Below are 21,117 nucleotides of genomic sequence, written 5' to 3' on the forward strand. Positions count from 1 at the left end.
CGTCTCCGACGACCCGCTCGTCACCACCTGGAACCTGGAGCACCTGCCATGACCGCACCGTCGCGTACCACCGGCACCACCGCCCGCCCCCACCTGGTCCCCCGCCCTCGCGAGCTGAGCTGGCTGGACGGCGGGCTCGGCCTGGAGCACGGCCTCCACGTGGTCGGAGCCCAGGCTGCGCCCCAGGCCGTCGAGGTCCTCCTTGAGCGTCTGCGGCGCTCATGCGGCACCGGACGCTCCGAGGCCCCGGACGCGACCGAGCTGCGCCTGGTGACTGATTCCAGCCTCCCTGAGGAGGGCTATGAGCTCCTCGCCCAAGGCACCACGATCACCTTGTCAGCCAGCGCCCCGGCCGGCTTCGGCTGGGCGGTCCAGACCCTCCTGCAGCTTCTGCCTCCCCAGGTCCTGGGCCCTGGGCCGATGAACCCCGCGGACCTGGTCCTGCCCGCCGTGCGGGTCCAGGACGCTCCGGCCCATTCCTGGCGCGGCTCGCACATTGACGTCGCCCGCCACTTCCTGCCCCTGGACGGCCTGACGCGCCACCTGGAGATGATGGCGCTGCACAAGCTCAACGTCCTCCACCTCCACCTCACCGACGACCAGGGCTGGCGCCTGCCGGTGGAGGACTACCCGCTGCTGACCGAGGTCGGCGCCTGGCGCCCTGGGGACCTGCGCGGCCATCAGCCGCAGCCTCAGCCTGGCCAGAGCGACGACGTCGCCGAGCATGACGGGATCCGCCGGGGAGGCTCCTACTCCGTCCAGGAGATCCGCACCCTCGTGGAGCGAGCCAGCCAGCTGGGCATCACGATCATGCCCGAGGTGGACATGCCCGGGCACATGGAGGCAGCCATCGCCGCCTACCCCGAGCTCGGCTGCGGCCACCCGCGCCACCCGCGTACCTGCTGGGGAGTGTCCCGGCACGTCTTGTCACTTGCCGCACCCACGCTCGACTTCTGCCGCACGGTCCTGGACACCGCCATGGACCTCTTCCCGCACTCCCCCATCCACGTGGGCGGGGACGAGTGCCCGGGCGAGGAGATGCTGACCGACCCCGGCACGCGCGCCACGATGGCCGCCATCGGCGCCACCACGCGAGCACAGGCCCAGGCCTGGTTCGAGGCACAGGTGTGCGCCCACGTGCTCCAGGCTGGCCGCAAGGTCGTGGCCTGGGACGAGGTCATCGAGGCAGACATCGACCCGGCCGTGACCATCATGATGTGGCGCGACTGGGGCGACTACGCCACCCAGGCCCTGCGCCGCGGGCACGAGCTCATCGCCGCCCCCAACTCCCTGACCTACCTCGACCACGACCAGGTGACCGGACCCCACCGACCGGTCTCGATCGGCGGGGAGCTGCCCCTGTCCATGACCGCGGAGCTGAGCACCGTCCTGAGCTCCTGGTCCGCCCAGGGGCCCGGGCGCCTCATCGGCGGCCAGTTCCAGCTGTGGACGGAGTACGTGCGCACCTGGTCGCGGGCGGAGAACCTGCTGTGGCCGCGCGGGGCCTGCCTGGCCCAGCAGCTGTGGACCGGTAGCGCTGCCGGGGCCGCCAGCTACGCCGAGCTCGGTCAGCACCTGGAGCGCCTGAGCGCCTGCGAGGTGACCTGGTGCCGCGAGGAGGAGACCCTGCCAGCGTCGGCGAGCCCCGCCGTCGCCCCGCACGGCGCCTGATCCTGAGACCACGGCCCCGCCCCCCCTGAGAGGACCCCATGAGCACCACCCGCGAACGCACCAACCCGGCCGGAGCGCAGCTACGCCAGGCGCTGGAGGACTGGGGCGAACGAATCGCCCAGGCCTGTGGGAGGCAGGCCGGGGACCGCTTCACCCGGCTCATGCTGGACACGTGGGAGACCACCCTGACCTGGCACGGCGAGCGCGTCTTCGTCATCACCGGGGACATCCCCGCCATGTGGCTGCGCGACTCCTCAGCCCAGATCCAGCCCTTCATGCGCCTGCTGGAGGTCGAGGAGGTCGCCCGCACGGTACGCGGCCTGGTACGCGAGCAGTGGCGCTGCGTGTCCGTGGACCCTTACGCCAACGCCTTCAACGCCGGGCCCACCGGCGCCCACTACGATCCCGACGACCTCGACCTCAGCCCCGACCTGTGGGAGCGCAAGTACGAGATCGACTCCCTCACCTTCCCCGTGCGCCTGGCCCACCAGCTGTGGCGGCGCACCGACGAGGCCTCGCACCTGGACTCCGCCGTCCACGAGGGCTGCCGGCGCGTGGTCGCCCAGTGGCGCCTGGAGCAGGACCATGAGCGCTCTGACTACCGCCATGTGCGCCCGAGCCTGCCGGAGGACACCCTGCCGCGCGAGGGACGCGGGGCGCCGGTCGCCGTGACCGGCATGACCTGGAGCGGCTTCCGCCCGTCCGACGACGCCACGACCTACGGCTACAACATCCCGGCTCAGCTCATGGCGGTCAGCGCGCTGGGTGCCATCGCCGACTTCGCCACCGAGGTCTGGGATGACGCCGAGCTGACCGGCCAGGCCCAGGACCTGGGCGAGCAGATCATGGCCGGGGTCCAGCGCTTCGGCATGACCGAGGGCCGCTACCTCTACGAGGTCGACGGCCTGGGCGGGCAGCTAGCCATGGACGACGCCAACATGCCCTCACTCCTCTCACTGCCCCTGACCAGCGACGTCGCGGTGGAGGATCCGGCCTATCAGGCCACACGTGCCTGGGTGCTGTCTGAGGCCAACCCCTTCTTCTACCGCGGCACGTTCGCCGCCGGAGTGGGCTCACCGCACACGCCCGAGGGCTACATCTGGCACATCGCACTCGCGGTCCAGGGCCTGACCGGGGACGTGGAGGAGGCCCGGGCCTGCCTGGAGACGATCCTGGCCACGGACGCGGGTACGGGGATGACCCATGAGGGCTTTGACCCCGATGACCCCTCGCGCTTCACCAGGCCCTGGTTCTCCTGGTCAAACTCCATGGCCTGCGAGCTCATGATGGACCTGACCGAGCGGTCCTGAGCCGGTATGGCGACGCCCCTCCTGCACAGGCGCAGGAGGGGCGTCGTCGTCTCAGGTGCGTACCAGCCCGGCGGCGTCAGGACGCTCAGCGGTCAAAGGTCGCGGCCACCTGCGGGTTGCGCTGGATGTAGCCGTCCAGGACCCGCTTGGCCACACGTACCGAGTCGACCAGCGGGTGGGAGGCGAGCGCACGCCAGGCCAGGGTCTGGTCCCCAGCCAGAGCAGCCTCGATCACCAGCTCCTCGCAGCCCTTGACCGTGGTCACGAGCCCGAGCTCGGCTCCGGTCAGGGGCGCGACGCGCTGGGGGTGCACGCCCTCAGAGTCGACGACGCAGGGGACCTCGACGACGGCGTCCTCACGCAGCTGGGGCACGAGCAGGCCCGCGCCGTCGCGTGTATGGGCGTCAGCGTTGCCCACGTCCAGGATCATGCGTGCCGGCGCCCCGGTCGCCACCGCCGTCATGAGGTCGAGCGCCACCTGCTGGTAGCCGCCACCGGCGATGTCCTCCTCGCGCCGTCCGGCCCGCTCAGAGACATCACGCGCCTCGGCCATGTAGGTCGCCTCGCGCTCGTCGTGCGCCGCCGTCCACAACCGGCCCGCCTGCTCGGGGTGGGCAGCCACCGCCTCGTAGAAGGCGCTCTGCTGGCGGTGGAGAAACTGGCCACGGGTCTCGGCCTCGGAGCGGATCCGGGCCAGCGACTCCCGGCCCAGGTAGTAGTAGAAAAGGTACTCGTTGGGCAGCATCCCGAGCGCCCGCACCCAGTCCGCACCGATGGTGCGAGCCTCCTCCATGTGGTCCAGCGCGGCGTCGTCAGCCAGCAGACCGGGCAGACGGTCCGTGCCACCAACCTCCAGGCTGCGCAGCCAGCCCAGGTGGTTGAGCCCCACGTAGTCAAAGCTGACCCCGGTCTTCTCCCCCACCTGGGACACGCGGGTAGCGTCCCCGCCCACGGCCGCCGTCGCCCGGCGTACCAGGCCGATCGGAGTGTCGCAGATGCCGACGACGCACCCGCCCAGCACCTGGCGCATCACCTGGGTGATGATGCCCGCAGGGTTGGTGAAGCTGATGACCCAGGCCTCGGGTGCCAGGTCGCGCAGGGTGCGGGCCAGCTCCATGGCCACCGGCACGGTGCGCAAGGCGTAGGCGTATCCGCCCACCCCCACAGTCTCCTGGCCCAGCACGCCCTCCTCCAGCGCGACCAGCTCGTCAGTCACCCGGCCGCAGGTGCCTCCCTGGCGCATGGCGGAGAAGACGAAGTCCGCACCGGTCACGGCCTCACGCAGATCGGTGGTGGCCACGATCCTGGGCGAGCTGGGGTAGGCCAGGCAGGACAGGACCGCGGTCATGGCCTCCAGACGCGGGCGGTCGACGTCGTAGAGGCAGACCTCGTCCACCACGAGCCCGGGATAGGGGCCCGAGCCGGCGCGAGCGGCAGCCAGTACCTCGATGACCTGAGGAACCCGGAATCCTCCGCCTCCGACGATCAGCAGCTTCATATGACCTTCAGCCCCTTCGGCGTGACGTGACGAGGCGACGCTGGCAACGAGCACGGTGCCCGACAGCCGGCGCCGACGGCGGACCGGGGAACGTGTCCCAGGCCGCCGCCACTGTAACGACTTCCCGTTCCTGGCGCCCGCCCGTCCTGCCTGCGAGCCGGCCGCGCGGGCTCACTAGGATGCTCGTGTGGTTCTTCCCTTGAGCAACTGCGCCGAGCGCGGCCAGGTCCTTGTCGCCGGCTCGGTGTTCCTCGACGTCGTCATGGCCGGGCTCGCTCACGCCCCGCGCCCAGGCGAGGAGCAGTGGGTCTCTGACTGCTCGATCGTGCCGGGAGGCAGCGCCAACCAGGCGATCGCCTTGGCCCGGCTCGGGGTGGACACCGCGCTGCACTGCTACCTCGGCACCGACCGGGCCGGCCAGATGGTGCGCGAGGTCCTGCGCGAGGAGGCGGTCGGGATCGACTCGGCCTGCGCCGTCGAACGGCAGAACGTGACAGTCTCCTTGGCGCTGGACGGCGACCGCGCCATGACGACGGTCGGCACTGACGCCGTCCCGCCCCTGGCTCCCCTGCCGCACGCACCTCGAGGGCTTGTGGCCGACCTGCCGACCATCCAGGCCAACCTGGCCCAGGTGCGTACCTGGCAGGAGGCCGAGGCGCCCTGTACCGTCTTCGCTGACGCTCGCTGGGACCCCAGCGAGCAGTGGGACCACAGCGACCTGGAGCCGCTGGAGGTGGTGGACGTCTTCACCCCCAACGAGGGCGAGGCACTGCGTTACCTGCGCACCGACTCCGTGAGGCAGGCGGCCGCCGCGCTGGCCACGCGCGTGCCCCTGGCCGTCATCACCCGCGGCCCGCGCGGCGTCATCGCTGCCGACGGCGAGCAGCTCCTCGCCCTGCCCGCCCTCGACGTCCCGGTGGTGGACACCACCGGCGCCGGAGACGCCTTCGCCGCAGGACTGACCTGGGCGCTGCTGGAGGGCGCGGACCTGCGCACGGCACTGAGCGCCGGGCAGGTCACGGCCGCCTTCACCCTGACCCGCCCTGGTGGATCGCTCAGTGCTCCCCGCCCTGCTGACCTGCGTCGGATGGTCGAGGCCTACCAGGTGCCCGAGGGGTACAGCCTGGGGTTCCTCGACCTGGCCGGGTAGCCAGGTCCGTGCGCAGGCCGCCTCAGGCCTTGGCCAGGGGCGCCAGGCGCAGCATGAGGCGCTTGGTCGCCCGGGCGCCGTCGATGGTGAAGGCCACGTGCGCCACGGTTGAGCGTCCCGAGCCCTCGATCGCCGTCACCTCGCCCAGGCCGTAGGAGTCGTGACGGACCTGGTCGCCCACCTTGAGCCCCTGGACCGCTGCGGGAAGCTCGGAGGCATCAGCGGCCCCGCCGTCTGCGCAGGAGCCGTCCAGACGGGTGGGCTTGCCACGCTTGGCCAGCCGCTGCGCCCGACGCGCCTCGAAACGGTCCTTGGGCGTCTCCACCCGCCCCAGCTTGCCCGAGCGCTTGCCTGAGCCGAAGGCGGGGGCGAAGTCGTCGTCGTCCGAGTAGGAGCCAGCCCCGGAGCCGAAGCCGCCCTCACCCCAGCTGCTTCCCCAGCCGGTCCCGCCTCCGCGCAGGGCGTCCATGGAGGAGGCCAGACGCTTCCACTCCATCGTCTCGGTGGGGATGTCATCCAGGAAGCGCGAGGCGGGCATGGCCTGGGCACTGCCCCAGGCCGAGCGCACCGCCGCCCGGGTGACGTACAGGCGCTCGCGGGCACGGGTGAGAGCCACGTAGGCGAGCCGGCGCTCCTCGGCCAGCTCGGCGTCGTCAGCCAGGGAGCGCGAGTGCGGGAAGGTACCGTCCTCCATACCGGTGACGAAGACGACCGGGAACTCCAGGCCCTTGGCCGTGTGGACGGTCATGAGCGTGACCTGGCCGTCCTCGGCGGCCTTGCGCGCGGCCTCATCCCCAAGATCGGCCGAGTCCGGCAGCTGGTCCGCGTCCGCCACCAGGCTGACGCGCTCCAGGAAGTCGGCGAGCACCGCGTCGGGGTTGGCTGCCTGGAAGTCAGCCGCCACCGAGTGCAGCTCGGCCAGGTTCTCCACGCGGGTGGCGTCCTGGGGGTCATCGCTGGCTCGTAGCTCGGCCAGGTAGCCCGAGGCGTCGAGCACGGAGTCCAACAGGTCAGCCACGCCGTCGCCCGCGGCCAGCTGGTGGCGCAGGCCGGTGAGCAGCTCGTGGAACTTGGTGACCTGCGTGCGGGCGCGGGTCGCCAGGCCCTCAACCGCCGGGGCCTCGGTCCCGCCGGCGTCCAGGTCCCCGGCGCCCTCCCCCTGCTCCAGGGGACGCAGCGCGCCGGCCGCGTCCGCCACCGCGGTACCGAAGGAGACGCCATAGCGTGCGGCGTGCTCGGCGAGCACCGCCTCAGCCTTGTCCCCCAGTCCTCGCTTGGGCACGTTGAGGATGCGGCGGATGTTGACGTCGTCGTCCGGGTTGTCGACGGCCCGCAGGTAGGCGATGGCGTCCTTGATCTCGCGACGCTCGTAGAAGCGGGTACCACCCACCACCTTGTAGGGCTGGCCCGAGCGCAGGAAGGCCTCCTCCAGGGCGCGAGACTGGGCGTTGGTGCGGTAGAAGACGGCGACGTCGCGCGGGCGCACGCCCTCCTCGTCAGCCAGGCGATCGATCTCGGAGCTGATCCAGCGCGCCTCGTCATGCTCGGAGTCCGCGACGTAGCCGATCACCGGGGTGCCGGCTCCAGACTCGGTGAACAGGTTCTTCTTGCGTCGCCCGGAGTTGCGGGAGATGACGGCGTTGGCGGCGTCGAGGATGTTCTGGGTGGAGCGGTAGTTCTGCTCCAGCAGGATCGTGCGCGCGGCCGGGTAGTCCTGCTCGAACTCCTCGATGTTGCGGATCGTGGCGCCGCGGAAGGCGTAGATGGACTGGTCGGAGTCGCCCACCACCGTCAGCTCGGCCGCAGGCACGGCGCTGCCCTCCCCTGAGGTCCCGGGACCGCCGGTGAGCTCACGCACGAGCACGTACTGGGCGTGGTTGGTGTCCTGGTACTCGTCCACCAGGATGTGGCGGAAGCGCCGTCGGTACATCTCGGCGACCGCGGGCTTGGTCTGCAGGAGCTGGACGGTGCGCATGATGAGGTCGTCAAAGTCCAGTGCGTTGGCCGCCACCAGCCGCGCGGCGTAAGCGCGGTAGACCTCCACCAGGTGCCGCTCCAGGGGGTTGGAGGTCAGGGCTCGCTCGGCGTACTGAGCCGGCGTGATGAGCTCGTTCTTCAGGTCTGAGATCCGGTTCGCGAAGGTCTTGGGCGTAAAGCGCTTGGAGTCGATCCCCAGCTCCTTGACGATCAGCGTGATGAGGCGCTGGGAGTCAGCAGAGTCATAGATGGAGAAGGTCGAGCGCAGCCCGGCAGCCTCGTGCTCGCGGCGCAGGATGCGCACGCAGGCGGAGTGGAAGGTGGACACCCACATCCGCTCGCCGGCCGGACCCACCAGGCCGGCCACGCGCTCGCGCATCTCCGCGGCCGCCTTGTTGGTGAAGGTGATCGCCAGGATCTCGCCGGGACGGGCCCGGCCCGTGGCCAGCAGGTAGGCGATGCGGTGGGTGAGCACCCGGGTCTTGCCCGAGCCGGCGCCGGCGATGATGAGCAGGGGCGCGCCGGCGTGGGTCACGGCCTGTTCCTGCGCCGGGTTGAGGCCCTTGACCAGCTCGGTCGGGTCCGCGACCGTCACGCCCCAGGCGTAGCCCGGTGTCCCGCTGCCTCGCCCGGCCCCCAGGTCTGCGCTCTCGCCCTGGCCGGCGGCCCTGGCACGTGCCGCGGCGGCGTTGGCCTGAGCCCGGGCCACGAGGGCCGCGGTCTCAGCCTGCCTCTCCTCCCAGGACGAGGCGACGGCGGCCAGGTCCTCCGGTTCGGGCGCCTGGCCCTCGTCCTCCGGCGCGGGCGCCCACTCCTCAGCAGGCGCCTCCGCCTGGGCCAGGGAGTCCGCCCAGCCGTCGTCCCAGCCAGAGGCGGGAGCGAGCGAGGGCAGGACGGTCTCAGCCGGCGGCTTGCTGCTGCCAGGCATGGGGAGGGCGTCGAAGAGTGAGTTCATCGCGTTCATACTGAGGCCAAGACTAGGCCAGCCCACCGACACTCTTCGCCGCTGGCCCCGCTTCCCCGCCCCGGTCCACCCCGGCGCCTCAGGCAGGTGCGGTGAGCATAGGCATCGGAGTCTCCTTCAGGAGGTGCTGGAAGGTGCTGCCCTCAAAGCCTCGCGCCCCAGCCCGCCACCTGCCAGGTCCCGTCAGAGGGGGTCTGCCAGGGCCAGGATCAGCTCTCGGCCCGACCTGTTCTCCAGTAGCCCATGAAGGCCACTGAGCGTCGGTCGATTCCGCGTTCGGAGACCAGGTGACGGCGCATCGCCCGCACGGCCCCGGCCTCCCCGGCCAGCCAGGCGTACAGGCTCGTGCTCACCAGCGCCGCCCCTCCCTTGGCGTGACGCGGCACCTCCCACAGCAGCTCGGCGTCGACGTCGATCTCCTCAACCTCGCACGGGCACCCCACCGGCGCCAGCTCAGCAGCCGCCTGCGTGACCGCGTCCACCAGCAGGCTGCCGTGCGCCGCCCCCTGCCTGCCCAGCACGCGTACCTCGAACCCCGGGTGGCTGGGCAGGTACGCCTCGTCCTCCTGCCTGGGCATCTCAACCACGGCGATGCCTCGGGCCTGGCGCGGCAGGTCCTGCAGGATCCTGGCGATCGCCGGCGCCGCGGTCTCGTCCCCACCCAGCAGGTACTGCTTGGTCACCCGCGGCGGGACAAAGTCCACGCCGTTGGACCGGGCGGCCTTGGGCGGCTGGGTCGCCAGCCAGGCCCGTGAGGGCCCCAGCAGCACGGCAGGATCGCCGACGCCGCAGCCCGCCAGCCAGCGGGCGGCTGGTCCGCCCTCGGCCGGGTCGTGGAGCACCATGTCGATGTCGACCTCCGGCCAGCCGCCGTCGCGCCCGGCGCGCACAGCCCTGGTGGTGTAGGTACGGATAGGCGGCTTGTGCTCATCAGGCAGCGCCAGCCACTCCTGGTACCACTGGTCTCCTGCCTGTGGCAGGTGCTCGTAGCCTCCCTGGGCAGCGGGCAGGACGAGCTTGATGCGCTGGTCCCAGCCCGGGTCGGCGAAGTCGCTCAGGCTCACACCGGTGAAGGTGACTCGGCGCATGGAAGGAGTCAGGTCGCGGACTCCGGCCACCGTGACCGCGAAGAAGGGGAAGGGAGCCACCATCACCGCGCCTCCGTCGTCGTGGCAGCAGCCGTCTCAGTGCGTACCTGGCCGGTCCTCGCCTCCTGGCCCGCCGGGGCGGCGTGGTGGCGTCCTCGCGGCACGATGAGCGGGGTGAGCGAGACCGGGTCCTGCATGACCACGGCCTCCAGGCCGAAGACCTCACGCATGAGGCCGGCGCTCAGGACCTGCCCCGCAGGCCCGGATGCCACGACCCTGCCCTGGCGCATGGCCACGAGGTGGTCGGCGTAGCGGGCGGCCAGGTTGATGTCGTGCAGGACCATGACCACCGTGGTTCCTCGGTCTCGGTTGAGGTCGGTGAGCAGGTCGAGCACCTCCACCTGGTGCGCCAGGTCGAGGAAGGTAGTCGGCTCGTCCAGGAGGAGGACGTCGGTGCGCTGGGCCAGGGCCATGGCGATCCACACGCGCTGACGCTGGCCTCCTGACAGCTCGTCAACCGCCCGGTCCGCCAGCTCAGCCGTCCCCGTAGCCAGGAGCGAGTCCTCCACCACCTGGCGGTCCTGGCTGGTCCAGGAGGCAAAGAGCCCCTGGTGCGGGTGGCGTCCACGCCCCACGAGGTCGGCCACGGTGATGCCCTCAGGCGCGATCGGCTGCTGAGGCAGCAGACCGAGCCTGCGAGCCAGGGTGCGGGTCGGCACGGAGGTGATCGCCTCGCCGTCAAGCAGCACCACCCCCTCCACTGGGGTCAGGATGCGAGCCATGGTCTTGAGCAGCGTGGACTTGCCGCACGCGTTGGCTCCCACGATCACCGTGATCCTGCCGGTGGGCACGGCCAGGTTCACGCCGTCGACGACCACGCGTCCCTCATAGCCCGAGCGCAGCCCTCGCACGGCAAGCTCACGTGCCACCGCCACCTCGCCCTGGGGCCCGGCTCCAGCTGGCCGGTCCCCGCGCGTGCCTGCAACGGACTGGAGTGCGGTGGCGCTCATGCGCTGGCTCCTTGACGGTTGAGTCGGACAAGCTGGGCGAGCAGGTAGGGCGCGCCCACGATGCCGGTGACCACGCCCACGGGCAGTGCCGTGGGGAAGAGGTACTGACCTGCCAGGTCACCACCGAGCACGATCACAGCCCCCATCAGGGCCGAGGGCGCCAGCAGGACCCGGTCGCTGGGTCCGGCGAGCCGGGCCGTCACAGGCCCGGCCAGGAAGGAGACGAAGGCGATCGGTCCGCTGGCCGCCGTCGCGCAGGCGGACAGGACCACCAGCGCGAGCACGAGGGCGGCACGCGAACGCTCCACCTTCTCCCCCAGGCCTGTGGCTGCCTCCTCCCCCAGCGGCAGGACCCGCAGGCTACGCGCGATGGCAGCCAGCGCCGCCCCGCCCAGGACCACCGCGCCGGCCAGCAGGGGCACCTGCTCCCAGCGGGCCCCGCCCAGCGAGCCGGAGAGCCAGCGCATGGCGTCGGCGACGTCGTAGGCGTTGGCACGCAGCTGCAGGTAGGCAGTCAGCGAGGAGAACATCGCCGCCACGCCGATGCCGATGAGGATGAGCCGCCCGCCCTGGGACCTGCCGCGCCCGGACAGGGCGAAGATGACGGCGGCCGTGGCCACGCCGGCAGCCACCGCCATGAGGCTGAGCCGAGTCCCGGACCACCCCAGCACGAGGATGCCGAAGACGGCGGCCGTTGAGGCGCCGGAGGTGATGCCGATGATGTCCGGGCTGGCCAGCTCGTTGCGCAGCATCGTCTGGCTCGTGCGCCCAGCCATCCCGAAGGCCAGGCCCGCCAGCAGCCCAGTCACGGCCCGCGGCAGCCGTAGCTCACCGATGACGAAAGACGCCCCTGGCACCTCCTGACCCCTCATCACCGCCAGGACCTGCGAGGGTGGGTACCAGGTGTCGCCGGCGAGGACCTCGGCCCACCACAAGGCCAGGGCTGCCAGGGCAAGAAGGAGGGTGACCACCAGGTATCGCCGTGAGCGACGGCGTCGCCCGGCCACCGTGAAGCCGGCAGCCAGGGCCTGGGACGAGGAGGAGGAGGACGGCGCGCTCACAGCTGTCCCACCTTGGTCCCGCGGGCGATGAGGATGAGCACGGGGGCTCCGATGAAGGCGGTGACCACGCCCACGCTCACCTCTGCGGGTCTGGCGATGACTCGTCCGACCACGTCGGCCGCGGTCAGCAGCGCCGCCCCGCCCAGCGCCGAGGCCGGCAGGACCCAGCGGTTGTCGGCACCGATGACCATGCGTACGGCGTGAGGCACCATGAGCCCGACGAAGCCGATCGGGCCGGCCAGCGCCGTCGTCGCCGCCGCCAGGACAACGCCTCCGGCGGCCGCCAGCACGCGGGTGCGAGCCACGTGGACCCCCAGGCCCACGGCCATCTCATCCCCCAGGGCTAGCGAGTTCAGCGGTGAGGCAACCACGAGGGCGAGAAGGGCACCGACCAGGAGGAAGGGCGCCACGGTCGCCAGCGACTGCCAGGTCCCGCGCCCCAGGCTCCCCACCTGCCAGAAGCGGAAGTCCGTCAGCGCTGCCGCGCGCGGCAGCATGACGGCGCTGATGAGGCTGGACAGGGCCGCCGTGGCAGCAACCCCCGCCAGCGCCAGCTTGACCGGCGTCGCCCCGCCCGGTCCCAGCGAGCCCACCAGGTAGACGAACACAGCCGTCAGCCCCGCCCCGATCAGGGCGGTCCACAGATACTGAGGCAGGGTCGTGATGCCGGCGAAGGCGATCACGGTGACCATCGCGAGCGAGGCCCCGGTGTTGATCCCCAGGATCCCGGGGTCAGCGATGGGGTTACGGGTCAGGGCCTGCATGAGGGTGCCGGAGACCCCCAGCGCGGCCCCGGCCACGAGGGCGGTGGCCGTGCGCGGCAGGCGCTCGGCGACGGCGACAGCCCCCAGGCCCGCCCCGTCCCCGCCGTCGCGCAGCCCCTGGACGATCTCAGCCAGGCTCACTACCCGCGCCCCGAAGGCGATCGAGGCGCAGGCGGCCAGGACGACGGCGAGCAGGAGGACTCCCAGCGCCGCCATCCGGTGGTGGCGCAGCCAGGTGGTCACTGGACCTTGTCAGCCGCCGCAGCGATGAGGGCGAGGTAGTCCTTCAGTCCCCAGGGCAGGGACAGGGGCGTGGGGTTGGTAGCGGCAGACAGCGCAGTGCCGTTGCCGACGAAAGCGACCGCGCCGTTCTTGATGGCCGGGATCGCGCCGAAGAGCGCGTCACCCTGCAGAGCAGCCAGCTCAGAGTCCTCGCCGTACATGACCATGAGGTCGACGTCGGACAGAGTGTCGGCGTTCTCAGCCGAGATCGAGACGTAGAAGGTGTCCGGGTCGGCCTTGGCGGCCTTGGCCACGGACTCGGGCACGCTCAGGCCGAGGTCGGCCAGGAAACCGGTGCGCGGATCGGCCGGGATGTAGAAGCCGATGGAGGACATGTCCGAGGGGGTGGCGGAGAAGAAGGCGGCAGACTTGCCGGCGATCTGCGGGTAGTCGGCCAGCTGGGTGGAGATGAGCTCCTCCAGCTCGGTCACGAGCGCCTCGCCCTCGTCCTTCCTGCCCATACCGGCCGAGTCCATGCGGATCATGTCGCGCCAGGCGGTACCCCAGGCGATGTCCGGGTAGGCGATGGTGGGGGCGATCTTGCTCAGGGTCTCGTAGTCCTCCTGAGTCAGCCCGGAGTAGGCAGCCAGGATCACCTCCGGGCTCGTGGCGGCCACGGCCTCGAAGTCGATGGCGTCAGTCTCGTCAAACAGGGCCGGGACGCTCGCGCCGTCAGCCACGAGCTCATCCACCTTGGCCTTGGTCCACTCCAGCATCCCGGAGTCGTCGCTCACGCCCCAGGTCTGCTTGGCGATCCCCACCGGCATGACGCCCAGGGCCAGCGGCACGTCCTGGTTGCCCCAGGCAATGGTGGCCACGCGCTGGGGCGAGGCGGGGACCGTCGTCGTGCCGAAGGCGTGAGTCACGCTCAGGGCCTCGGAGGAGCCGGTGGCGCCAGCCGAGGCCGAGGAGCCTGCCTCCGTCTTGGTGCCGCAGGCAGCGAGCAGGGCGGCCAGTGGCAGGGCGGCTGTGGTCACGAGGAAGGTCTTGCGAGAGACGGTCACGAATACTCCAGGGATCGGCAGTGCGAATGAACAAGGACCTCGACCGTAATGCTACTTAGGCACACCTAACAAGTAGGGTGCCCGTGCGCTTGGTCACCCCCACTGCGCACGGGCACCCTCACGATCACTCGTAGACCGCCTTCTGGATGTCCTCGTCACCCAGGTTCTCGGCGTCGTACCAGGAGAAGCCAGAGTCAATGAAGCTCTCCACGCTCTGGCCCTTGAGGACCTTGACCGCCGCGACCACGGCCTGGTAGCCCATCTCGTAGGGGTTCTGCGTGATCGAGCCGGCAATGGTGCCGGCCGTGACCAGGTCCATCTGCGGCTTGCCCGAGTCGAAGCCGACGATGGTCACGGTGTCCGTCATCGCCGCCGTCTGCGCGGCCTGCGCTGCGGCGACGGCGCCGTCGTCCTCCGTGGCGAAGATGCCGGCCAGGTCCGGGTGCGCCTGCAGGATCGCCGCAGCCTGCTGCTGGGCAACCGCCTGGTCAGAGTTGTTTTACTGCACGTCCACGACCTGGATGTCCGGGGCGTTGTCCCCCAGCCAGCTGCGGAAGCCCTGCTCGCGGTCCTGCCCCGTCACCGAGGTCTGGGAGTTGCACACGATGGCGACCTTGCCCTTGCGGCCCAGCAGCTCGGACAGGTGCTCGGCCGCCTGCGCAGCCGCGGCCTTATTGTCCGTGGCCACCGTGGTCACCGGGATGTCAGAGCCCGGAACGCCGGAGTCGAAGGCGATCACCGGGATGGAGGCCTCAGCGAACTGCTGCAGGACGGTGGCCTGGGCCTGGGAGTCCAGCGAGGCGAAGACGAGCGCCGCGGGTGCTTGACCAGCGCCTGCTGGAGCTGGTCGTTTTGCCGAGGGACGTCGGTCTCAGAGTCGGGCCCGTTAAAGGAGACCTGGTAGCCCAGGTCCTTGCCGGCAGCCTCGGCCCCGGCCTTGACGGTCGCCCAGAAGGGGCTGGCGTAGCCCTTGGCGACGACGGCGATGGACTGGCCTGCGCCCTCACCGCCCTCGCCGGCTCGTGAGCCCGAGCAGGCCGCCAGGTCCTCCAGGAGCCGGTAGATCTCCTCCTTGGCCCCCACGTCGATTCCCCGTGTGGGCTCGTCGATGATGAGGACGTCGCAGTCCCGAGCCAGCCACTTGGCCAGGACCACCTTCTGCTGATTGCCTCCTGACAGGTACTGGACCTCCTGCCAGGGCGAGGGGGTCTTGATACGTAGCTGCTCAATGAAGCGTTCCGCGGTCTGCACCGCGGCATCGTCATTGACGACGATGCCGCGCGACCACCGTCCATAGGAGGGCAGGGCGATGTTCTCCACCAGGCTCTTGTCCAGCAGCAGCCCGTAGCGCTTGCGGTCCTCGGACAGGTAGGCGATGGAGTGACGCACGGCGTCGGCAGGCGAGGAGATCTCCACCGGCTGGCCGCCCACCTCAATGCGTCCCGCACTGCGTGGGTCGGCCCCGATGATGGCCCGGGCGGTCTCCGTGCGCCCCGCTCCTACCAGGCCGGCCAGCCCCAGGATCTCGCCGCAGCGCACCTCGAGGCTGACCTCGCGCAGCAGGTCCTCGGTGGCCAGGCCCTCGACCTTCAGGCGCACCGGGGCGCTGGCGTCGTGGGGCTCGGGCCGGGCGTCGGTCTCCAGGCTGCGTCCGACCATCTGCTCGATGACCTCAGCAACGCTGATCTGATCGGCAGGCGTGGTCGCGATCCACCGACCGTCGCGCAGGACGGTGACCGCGTCCGCCACCCGCTTGACCTCGTCCATGCGGTGGGAGATGTAGATGATGGCCGTGTGCGGGCTGATGAAGTCCGCCATCACCCGGAACAGGGCCTCGGTCTCGCGCTCGGTCAGCGCGGCGGTGGGCTCGTCCATGATGAGGACCCGAGCGTCAAAGGCGAGCGCCTTGGCGATCTCCACCATCTGCTGGGTGGCGATCGTCAGGTCCCCCACACGGTCACCGGGCCGTAGCGCCAGGCCCACGCGGTCCAGCAGCTCCTCGGTGCGCCGTCGCATCGCCCGCGGGGCGAGGTTGAACCGGGTGCCGGCGTAGGGCTCGCGCCCGAAGAAGACGTTCTGCTCCACCGTGAGGTCGGGCATAAGGCCCAGCTCCTGGTGGATGGTGGAGATGCCTAAGCGCTGGGCCTGCTGCGGGCTCGCGATCCTCACCGGCTCGCCACGCAGCCAGATCTGGCCGGCGTCCGGCCGGTAGATGCCGCTGAGGATCTTCATGAGCGTCGACTTGCCGGCGCCGTTCTCCCCGACCAGCGCGTGCACCTGACCGGGATGCACCGTGAGCCCCACCTCGTCCAAGGCCAGGACCCCGGGAAAGCGCTTGGTCACCGCGCGCGCCTGGAGCAGGGTTCTACCTCCTCCACGTGCTGGCTACCGCCTTGTTGGTCACCGCGCGCGCCTGGAGCAGGGGCTCTGGCGCTGCCTGGGCCCTCATGCCGCACTCACCGCAGCACCGTCCCAAAGCCTCCGGCTCACCAGGCCAGGCGGCACGAACAGCTGTCGGCGCTGGCTGCCAGGCATCGTCGTCAACTACATTCCGCACAGCACAGGAGACCCGCGACACGTCCCCTCTGGGCCCCATCGGGCTGCGCCCTCGCAGCAGGCCAGGGCGACGCGCGTCGACCACGAGTGCCCACCCGCTCCTCGACCGGGCTCTCCGAGCGAAGGATCGTCGAGTTTGAGCGGAGAACCGCACCTCAGATACCTATCAACTCCTATTAATCAAGTGATAGATACTTATGTGCCGAGAATCACTCAGGCTCGTGCGCTGAGATACCGGTCGCGCCCAGTCAGATCCACCCCGGTGGACACCTCAGTCAGGCCGGCCTCCACCGCCGCACGCCGCAGCGACTCGCCCTGCCCGGCGTCGTGCTCCATCACCAGCAGCCCACCGACGCCCAGCAGCCCCGCCGCCCGGCCGATCACGGCCCGCGGCACCGCGAGCCCGTCCACGCCGCCGCCGTACAGCGCCAGCCCCGGATCGTGCAGCGCCGTCTCCGGGTCCTCCACCCCACCGGCTGGGACATAGGGAGGGTTGGAGACGACGACGTCGACACTGCCGTCCATCTCGGCCAGCGTGGCGGCTGCCGTGGCGTCGGCCTGGACCACGCGGACCCGCCCCGGTACCACACGCTCGCAGTTCTCACGTGCCGCGGCCACTGCAGCGTCAGCGAGCTCAACGCCCGTCACCCGCGCCGTCGGCACCTCCGCGGCCACCGCAGCGGCGATAGCGCCCGACCCGGTGCACAGGTCGACGACGACGGGCGCCCGCCCGTACCGCTCGGCCACCCGGCCAGCCGCCTCGATCGCGGCCCCAGCCACCACCTCGGTCTCCGGACGCACGATGAACACTCCGGGCCTGGCCACCAACTCCAGACCTCGAAACCACATCCGGCCGGTCAGGTGCTGCAGCGGCTCACGCGCCGTCCGCCGTGCCACCAGGGCGCGGTAGGCCGCCAGGAATCCCTCGTCTGCGCCGTCGGAAAGCAGGATCTGACACCCAAGCAGGTGCTCAGCCAGCGCCCGGGCGTCCGCGTGCGGCGAGGCGACGCCCGCGCGCGCGAGCTCCTCCCCCGCCGCCCGGACCTCACGCCGTAGGGCGTAGCGGTCCAGAAAGCTCACTGCTCCCCGATCGCCGCCAGGCGCTCAGCCTCGTCCATGGCGATCGCCGAGTCGATGACGGGGCCGAGGTCGCCGTCCAGCACGGTGGACAGGTTGTAGGCCTTGTAGCCGGTGCGGTGGTCCGTGATGCGGTTTTCGGGGAAGTTGTAGGTCCGGATGCGCTCGGAACGGTCCACGGTGCGCACCTGGGAGCGGCGAGCCTCAGCCTCCTCGGCGGCCGCCTGTGCCGCACGCTCGGCCAGCAGCCGGGCACGCAGGACGCGCAGCGCCGCCTCCTTGTTCTGCAGCTGGGACTTCTCGTTCTGCATCGAGACCACGATCCCGGTAGGCAGGTGGGTGATGCGTACGGCCGAGTCCGTGGTGTTGACGGACTGACCTCCGGGTCCGGAGGAGCGGAAGACGTCAATGCGCAGGTCGTTCGGGTCGATCTCCAGCTCACCGGGGTCGTCGACCTCCGGCATCACCAGCACACCGGCGGCAGAGGTGTGGATGCGTCCCTGGCTCTCGGTGACGGGCACGCGCTGGACGCGGTGGACCCCGCCCTCGTACTTCAGGTGAGCCCAGACCCCGTCCTGCGGCTCCACGGCCGAGCGGGCCTTAACCGCCAGGCGGACGTCCTTGTAGCCGCCCAGGTCAGAGTCGGTGGCGTCCAGGACCTCCACCGCCCAGCCCATGCGCTCGGCGTAGCGGGTGTACATACGTGCCAGGTCCGAGGCGAAGAGGGCGGACTCCTCACCACCCTCGCCGGCCTTGACCTCGATGATGACGTCGCGGGCATCATCGGGGTCACGGGGCACGAGCACCTCGCGCAGGTGCTCGGTCGCCGTCTCGGCAGCCGCCTGGAGTCCGGGGACCTCAGCGGCGAAGTCGGGGTCACCCTCAGCCAGCTCGACGGCGTCGTCATAGTCAGCCTGCGCCGCCTGCCAAGCACGGTAGGCGCTCACGACCCGCCCGAGCTCGGCGTAGCGCCGTCCCAGCCGGCGCATCGCGCCCGGGTCGGAGCTGATGGCAGGGTCAGCCATCTCGCGCTCGATGCCGAAGTATTCCTCCAGCAGGGGCAACGCGGCTGAGAAGTCCTCGCGCTGGTCCTGGCTCATGCTCTTCTCCTGGGGTTAGTGGGCGGCAGCGTCTCTAGACGCGACGACGCCGACGGCGGCCCTGGGGCCATCCGTCGGCGTCGAGCAGGCTGCTTACTTGGTGCGCTTGCCGTAGCGAGCCTCGAAGCGGGCCACGCGGCCACCGGTGTCGAGGATCTTCTGCTTGCCCGTGTAGAACGGGTGGCAGGCCGAGCACACGTCGACGCGGATCTCACCGGAGGTGACGGTCGAGCGGGTCTCGAAGGTGTTGCCGCAAGTGCACGTGACCGTGGTGGCCACGTAGTCGGGGTGGATCCCCTGCTTCATGGTGTCTCCTAGCATTCAGAGGGCCCCGGGTCCCGCGCGCGGACCACGCAGGTGAACCGGAAACCAGTGGGTGATGATATCGGGCCCGGCAATGCCGGCACAACGCCTGGAAAAGGGTGCCCAGCGTGATCGTGGACACCGGGCGAGGCAGCCCTCAGGCGAGCGTGGCCTCGTCGTCGGCGTCGGCCAGCGAGGTGCCCTGCGGGGTCGTCTTGGAGATGACCATGAGGAACTCCGCGTTGGACTGGGTCTCCTTGAGCTTGCCGAGCACGAGCTCCAGGGCCTGCTGCTGCTCCAGGCCGGAGAACAGGCGGCGCAGGCGCCACATGATCTTCAGCTGGGCCGGGTCGATGAGCAGCTCCTCACGGCGCGTGGAGGAGGCAGCCACGTCCACGGCCGGGAAGATGCGCTTCTCCGCCAGCTGGCGGGACAGTCGCAGCTCCATGTTTCCGGTGCCCTTGAACTCCTCGAAGATGACCTCGTCCATCTTCGAGCCGGTCTCCACCAGGGCCGTGGCCAGGATGGTCAGCGACCCGCCGTTCTCGATGTTGCGGGCGGCGCCGAAGAAGCGCTTGGGCGGGTAGAGGGCGGAGGCGTCCACACCACCAGACAGGATCCGTCCGGAGGCCGGGGCGGCCAGGTTGTAGGCGCGGCCGAGCCTGGTGATGGAGTCCAGCAGCACCACCACGTCCTGGCCCAGCTCCACCAGGCGCTTGGCACGCTCGATAGCGAGCTCGGCGACGGTGGTGTGGTCCGAGGCCGGGCGGTCGAAGGTGGAGGCGATGACCTCACCCTTGACCGTGCGCTGCATATCCGTGACCTCCTCGGGGCGCTCGTCAACGAGCACGACCATGAGGTGGGCCTCGGGGTTGTTAACGGCGATCGCGTTGGCGATCTGCTGGAGCACGATCGTCTTACCGGCCTTGGGCGGAGAGACGATGAGTCCGCGTTGGCCCTTGCCGATCGGCGAGACCAGGTCGATCACACGCGGGGTCAGCGCCTTGGGGGTGGTCTCCAGGCGCAGCTGCTCCTGGGGGTAGAGCGGGACGAGCTTGGTGAACTCCGGGCGGCGCTTGGCCCGCTCAGGGTCCATGCCGTTGACGGTCTCGACGCTGACCAGCGGGTTGTACTTCTGCCGGTTGGCACGGTTGTTGCGACGATTGCCCCGCCCACCACCGGGGTTGGCGGTCTCGCCGCCCTCGCGAACCCAGCCGGTCACGGCGTCGCCCGCACGCAGACCGTTGTCCTTGATCTGCTGGCCTGAGACGTAGACGTCCTTGGCGCCCGGCAGGTAGCCGGAAGTGCGCAGGTAGGCGTGGTTGGCGTCGGCCACGTCCAGGATGCCGGCCACGGGCAGGAGGACCTCGTCCTCGCGCGGGGCGCGCTCGTTCTGGCCGCCCTGACGCTGCTCGTTCTGGCCACCCTCGCGCTCGCGACGCTTGCGTCCGCGACGGCGGCGGCCACCGCGTCCCTCCTCCTCGTCCCAGCCCTGGTTGCCCCGGGCCTCGTTCCCGTTCGTCCGACGGCGCTCGGCCGGCTCGACGGCGGCCGTGCCGGTGGCGTCAGCCAGGTCACGCATGAGCGCGGCCTTGGCGTCCAGGTGGTCCTCGGCGGAGTCGTTGACGGGGCCGCGCTGCTGGCGCTCAGGAGCCCCGGCAGCAGCCTGGGCACGACGACGCGAACGACGCGAGCCCTCACGGCCCGCTTCACGAGCCTCAAAGCCAGAGACGACCTCGTCGTGCGCAACGCGCTCGGCGCGCCCTCGGGCAGGAGCCTGCTCCTGGCTGCGCGCGGGCAGGTCAAGCTCCAGGGAAGCCAGGTCCTCATGCTTGGGGGCCGCAGCCGGGGCGGTCGCGCGCCGACGACGCGGACGGGGCTGCTCCTCGCCCTCGGCAGGCTGGGCGGAAGCGGTGGGCTGCGCAGGAGCCTTGGTCGCAGAGGCAGCCTTCCGGGCCGCGCGGGTCGGCGCGGCGGAGGCAGGCCCAGCCTCACGGATGGCGGCCACAAGCTCGCTCTTGCGCAGGCGTGAGGTGCCCTTGAGGCCCATGGAGGATGCAAGCTGCTGAAGCTCGGCCAGACGCATGGTCGTCAGCGATGGCTGAGCGCTGGAAGTCTCGGTCACGAGTGTCCTTACGGTGGAGGCGCCGCCGATCGCCTGATGGCGGGGGTGCGGCAGGTACGGGACTGACCCGGATCAATCACGGGACGAAGTCGTGTACCACGGGACCTCAGCGGCCGGACCTCAGGCCCGGGGGCGGGGCGTCCCAACTGGTACGTGACGGCGGTGCGGTGCAATCCG

15 protein-coding genes and 1 pseudogene are annotated in these 21,117 nt (G+C 70.8%); 3 read left to right on the plus strand and 13 right to left on the minus strand.

The window, feature by feature from the left end; all coding sequences use genetic code 11:
• Window positions 1-48 precede the first annotated feature (48 nt).
• Both CYJ26_RS02895 and CYJ26_RS02900 read left to right on the plus strand, forming a co-directional pair.
• A complete protein-coding gene (locus tag CYJ26_RS02895) occupies window positions 49-1,671 on the plus strand; it encodes a beta-N-acetylhexosaminidase (RefSeq protein ID WP_101637918.1) in 1,623 nt (540 codons plus the stop codon).
• Window positions 1,672-1,709: 38 nt separating this feature from the next.
• Window positions 1,710-2,981 carry a glycoside hydrolase family 125 protein gene (locus CYJ26_RS02900; RefSeq protein WP_006549171.1) on the plus strand — a complete coding sequence of 424 codons (1,272 nt, stop codon included), beginning with the start codon at window positions 1,710-1,712 and terminating at the stop codon, window positions 2,979-2,981.
• An 85-nt stretch (window positions 2,982-3,066) separates the two neighbouring features.
• Here CYJ26_RS02900 and CYJ26_RS02905 read toward each other — a convergent pair whose 3' ends face one another.
• Entirely contained in the window at window positions 3,067-4,479 is a 1,413-nt protein-coding gene (locus CYJ26_RS02905) for a family 4 glycosyl hydrolase (RefSeq protein WP_006549170.1), read from the minus strand.
• A gap of 187 nt (window positions 4,480-4,666) precedes the next feature.
• On the opposite strand from CYJ26_RS02905, the gene CYJ26_RS02910 reads away from it, so the two are divergent.
• The gene (locus tag CYJ26_RS02910) at window positions 4,667-5,629 is read left to right on the plus strand and encodes a carbohydrate kinase family protein (RefSeq protein WP_006549169.1); all 963 of its coding nucleotides are present in this window, start codon (window positions 4,667-4,669) and stop codon (window positions 5,627-5,629) included.
• Between the two features lie 22 nt (window positions 5,630-5,651).
• Here CYJ26_RS02910 and CYJ26_RS02915 read toward each other — a convergent pair whose 3' ends face one another.
• From CYJ26_RS02915 to rho, 12 genes and pseudogenes are all read right to left on the minus strand, one after another.
• A complete protein-coding gene (locus tag CYJ26_RS02915; protein ID WP_101637919.1) occupies window positions 5,652-8,570 on the minus strand; it encodes a UvrD-helicase domain-containing protein in 2,919 nt (972 codons plus the stop codon).
• A gap of 209 nt (window positions 8,571-8,779) precedes the next feature.
• Entirely contained in the window at window positions 8,780-9,721 is a 942-nt protein-coding gene (locus tag CYJ26_RS02920; protein WP_006549167.1) for a siderophore-interacting protein, read from the minus strand.
• On the minus strand, window positions 9,721-10,668 hold the full coding sequence (locus CYJ26_RS02925; protein ID WP_101637920.1) for an ABC transporter ATP-binding protein: 948 nt from the start codon (window positions 10,666-10,668) through the stop codon (window positions 9,721-9,723). The genes CYJ26_RS02920 and CYJ26_RS02925 overlap by 1 nt, the downstream gene beginning before the upstream one ends.
• Window positions 10,665-11,729: a FecCD family ABC transporter permease gene (locus CYJ26_RS02930; RefSeq protein WP_101637921.1), complete on the minus strand. Its 1,065-nt coding sequence runs from the start codon at window positions 11,727-11,729 to the stop codon at window positions 10,665-10,667. Before CYJ26_RS02930 ends, CYJ26_RS02925 begins: the two co-directional genes overlap by 4 nt.
• Window positions 11,726-12,736 carry a FecCD family ABC transporter permease gene (locus CYJ26_RS02935; protein ID WP_231550236.1) on the minus strand — a complete coding sequence of 337 codons (1,011 nt, stop codon included), beginning with the start codon at window positions 12,734-12,736 and terminating at the stop codon, window positions 11,726-11,728. The genes CYJ26_RS02930 and CYJ26_RS02935 overlap by 4 nt, the downstream gene beginning before the upstream one ends.
• Window positions 12,733-13,779, minus strand: coding sequence for an iron-siderophore ABC transporter substrate-binding protein (locus CYJ26_RS02940; protein WP_006549162.1), 1,047 nt, complete (start codon window positions 13,777-13,779; stop codon window positions 12,733-12,735). The genes CYJ26_RS02935 and CYJ26_RS02940 overlap by 4 nt, the downstream gene beginning before the upstream one ends.
• Window positions 13,780-13,903: 124 nt before the next feature.
• Window positions 13,904-14,575, minus strand: a pseudogene (locus tag CYJ26_RS10950) (substrate-binding domain-containing protein).
• Window positions 14,515-16,122, minus strand: a complete 1,608-nt coding sequence (locus CYJ26_RS02955; RefSeq protein ID WP_244901997.1) for an ATP-binding cassette domain-containing protein — start codon at window positions 16,120-16,122, stop codon at window positions 14,515-14,517. Before CYJ26_RS02955 ends, CYJ26_RS10950 begins: the two are co-directional and overlap by 61 nt.
• Before the next feature lie 426 nt (window positions 16,123-16,548).
• Window positions 16,549-17,415 carry a peptide chain release factor N(5)-glutamine methyltransferase gene (gene prmC / locus CYJ26_RS02960; RefSeq protein WP_034236521.1) on the minus strand — a complete coding sequence of 289 codons (867 nt, stop codon included), beginning with the start codon at window positions 17,413-17,415 and terminating at the stop codon, window positions 16,549-16,551.
• Window positions 17,412-18,512: a peptide chain release factor 1 gene (prfA, locus tag CYJ26_RS02965; protein WP_006549154.1), complete on the minus strand. Its 1,101-nt coding sequence runs from the start codon at window positions 18,510-18,512 to the stop codon at window positions 17,412-17,414. The genes prmC and prfA overlap by 4 nt, the downstream gene beginning before the upstream one ends.
• Window positions 18,513-18,605: 93 nt before the next feature.
• Window positions 18,606-18,818, minus strand: coding sequence for a 50S ribosomal protein L31 (rpmE, locus tag CYJ26_RS02970; RefSeq protein ID WP_024034930.1), 213 nt, complete (start codon window positions 18,816-18,818; stop codon window positions 18,606-18,608).
• A 154-nt stretch (window positions 18,819-18,972) separates the two neighbouring features.
• Window positions 18,973-20,940 carry a transcription termination factor Rho gene (gene rho, locus CYJ26_RS02975; RefSeq protein ID WP_024034929.1) on the minus strand — a complete coding sequence of 656 codons (1,968 nt, stop codon included), beginning with the start codon at window positions 20,938-20,940 and terminating at the stop codon, window positions 18,973-18,975.
• Window positions 20,941-21,117: the final 177 nt, after the last annotated feature.

Source organism: Actinomyces urogenitalis (genome assembly GCF_002861525.1).
Classification (GTDB): domain Bacteria; phylum Actinomycetota; class Actinomycetes; order Actinomycetales; family Actinomycetaceae; genus Actinomyces; species Actinomyces urogenitalis.

Bases quoted from the DNA above. Each gene is read 5' to 3' on its own strand.
- CYJ26_RS02895 (WP_101637918.1), top strand. From the start codon at position 49: ATGACCGCACCGTCGCGTACCACCGGCACCACCGCCCGCCCCCACCTG.
- CYJ26_RS02900 (WP_006549171.1), top strand. From the start codon at position 1,710: ATGAGCACCACCCGCGAACGCACCAACCCGGCCGGAGCGCAGCTACGC.
- CYJ26_RS02905 (WP_006549170.1), bottom strand. From the start codon at position 4,479: ATGAAGCTGCTGATCGTCGGAGGCGGAGGATTCCGGGTTCCTCAGGTC.
- CYJ26_RS02915 (WP_101637919.1), bottom strand. From the start codon at position 8,570: ATGAACGCGATGAACTCACTCTTCGACGCCCTCCCCATGCCTGGCAGC.
- CYJ26_RS02920 (WP_006549167.1), bottom strand. From the start codon at position 9,721: ATGGTGGCTCCCTTCCCCTTCTTCGCGGTCACGGTGGCCGGAGTCCGC.
- CYJ26_RS02925 (WP_101637920.1), bottom strand. From the start codon at position 10,668: ATGAGCGCCACCGCACTCCAGTCCGTTGCAGGCACGCGCGGGGACCGG.
- prfA (WP_006549154.1), bottom strand. From the start codon at position 18,512: ATGAGCCAGGACCAGCGCGAGGACTTCTCAGCCGCGTTGCCCCTGCTG.
- rpmE (WP_024034930.1), bottom strand. From the start codon at position 18,818: ATGAAGCAGGGGATCCACCCCGACTACGTGGCCACCACGGTCACGTGC.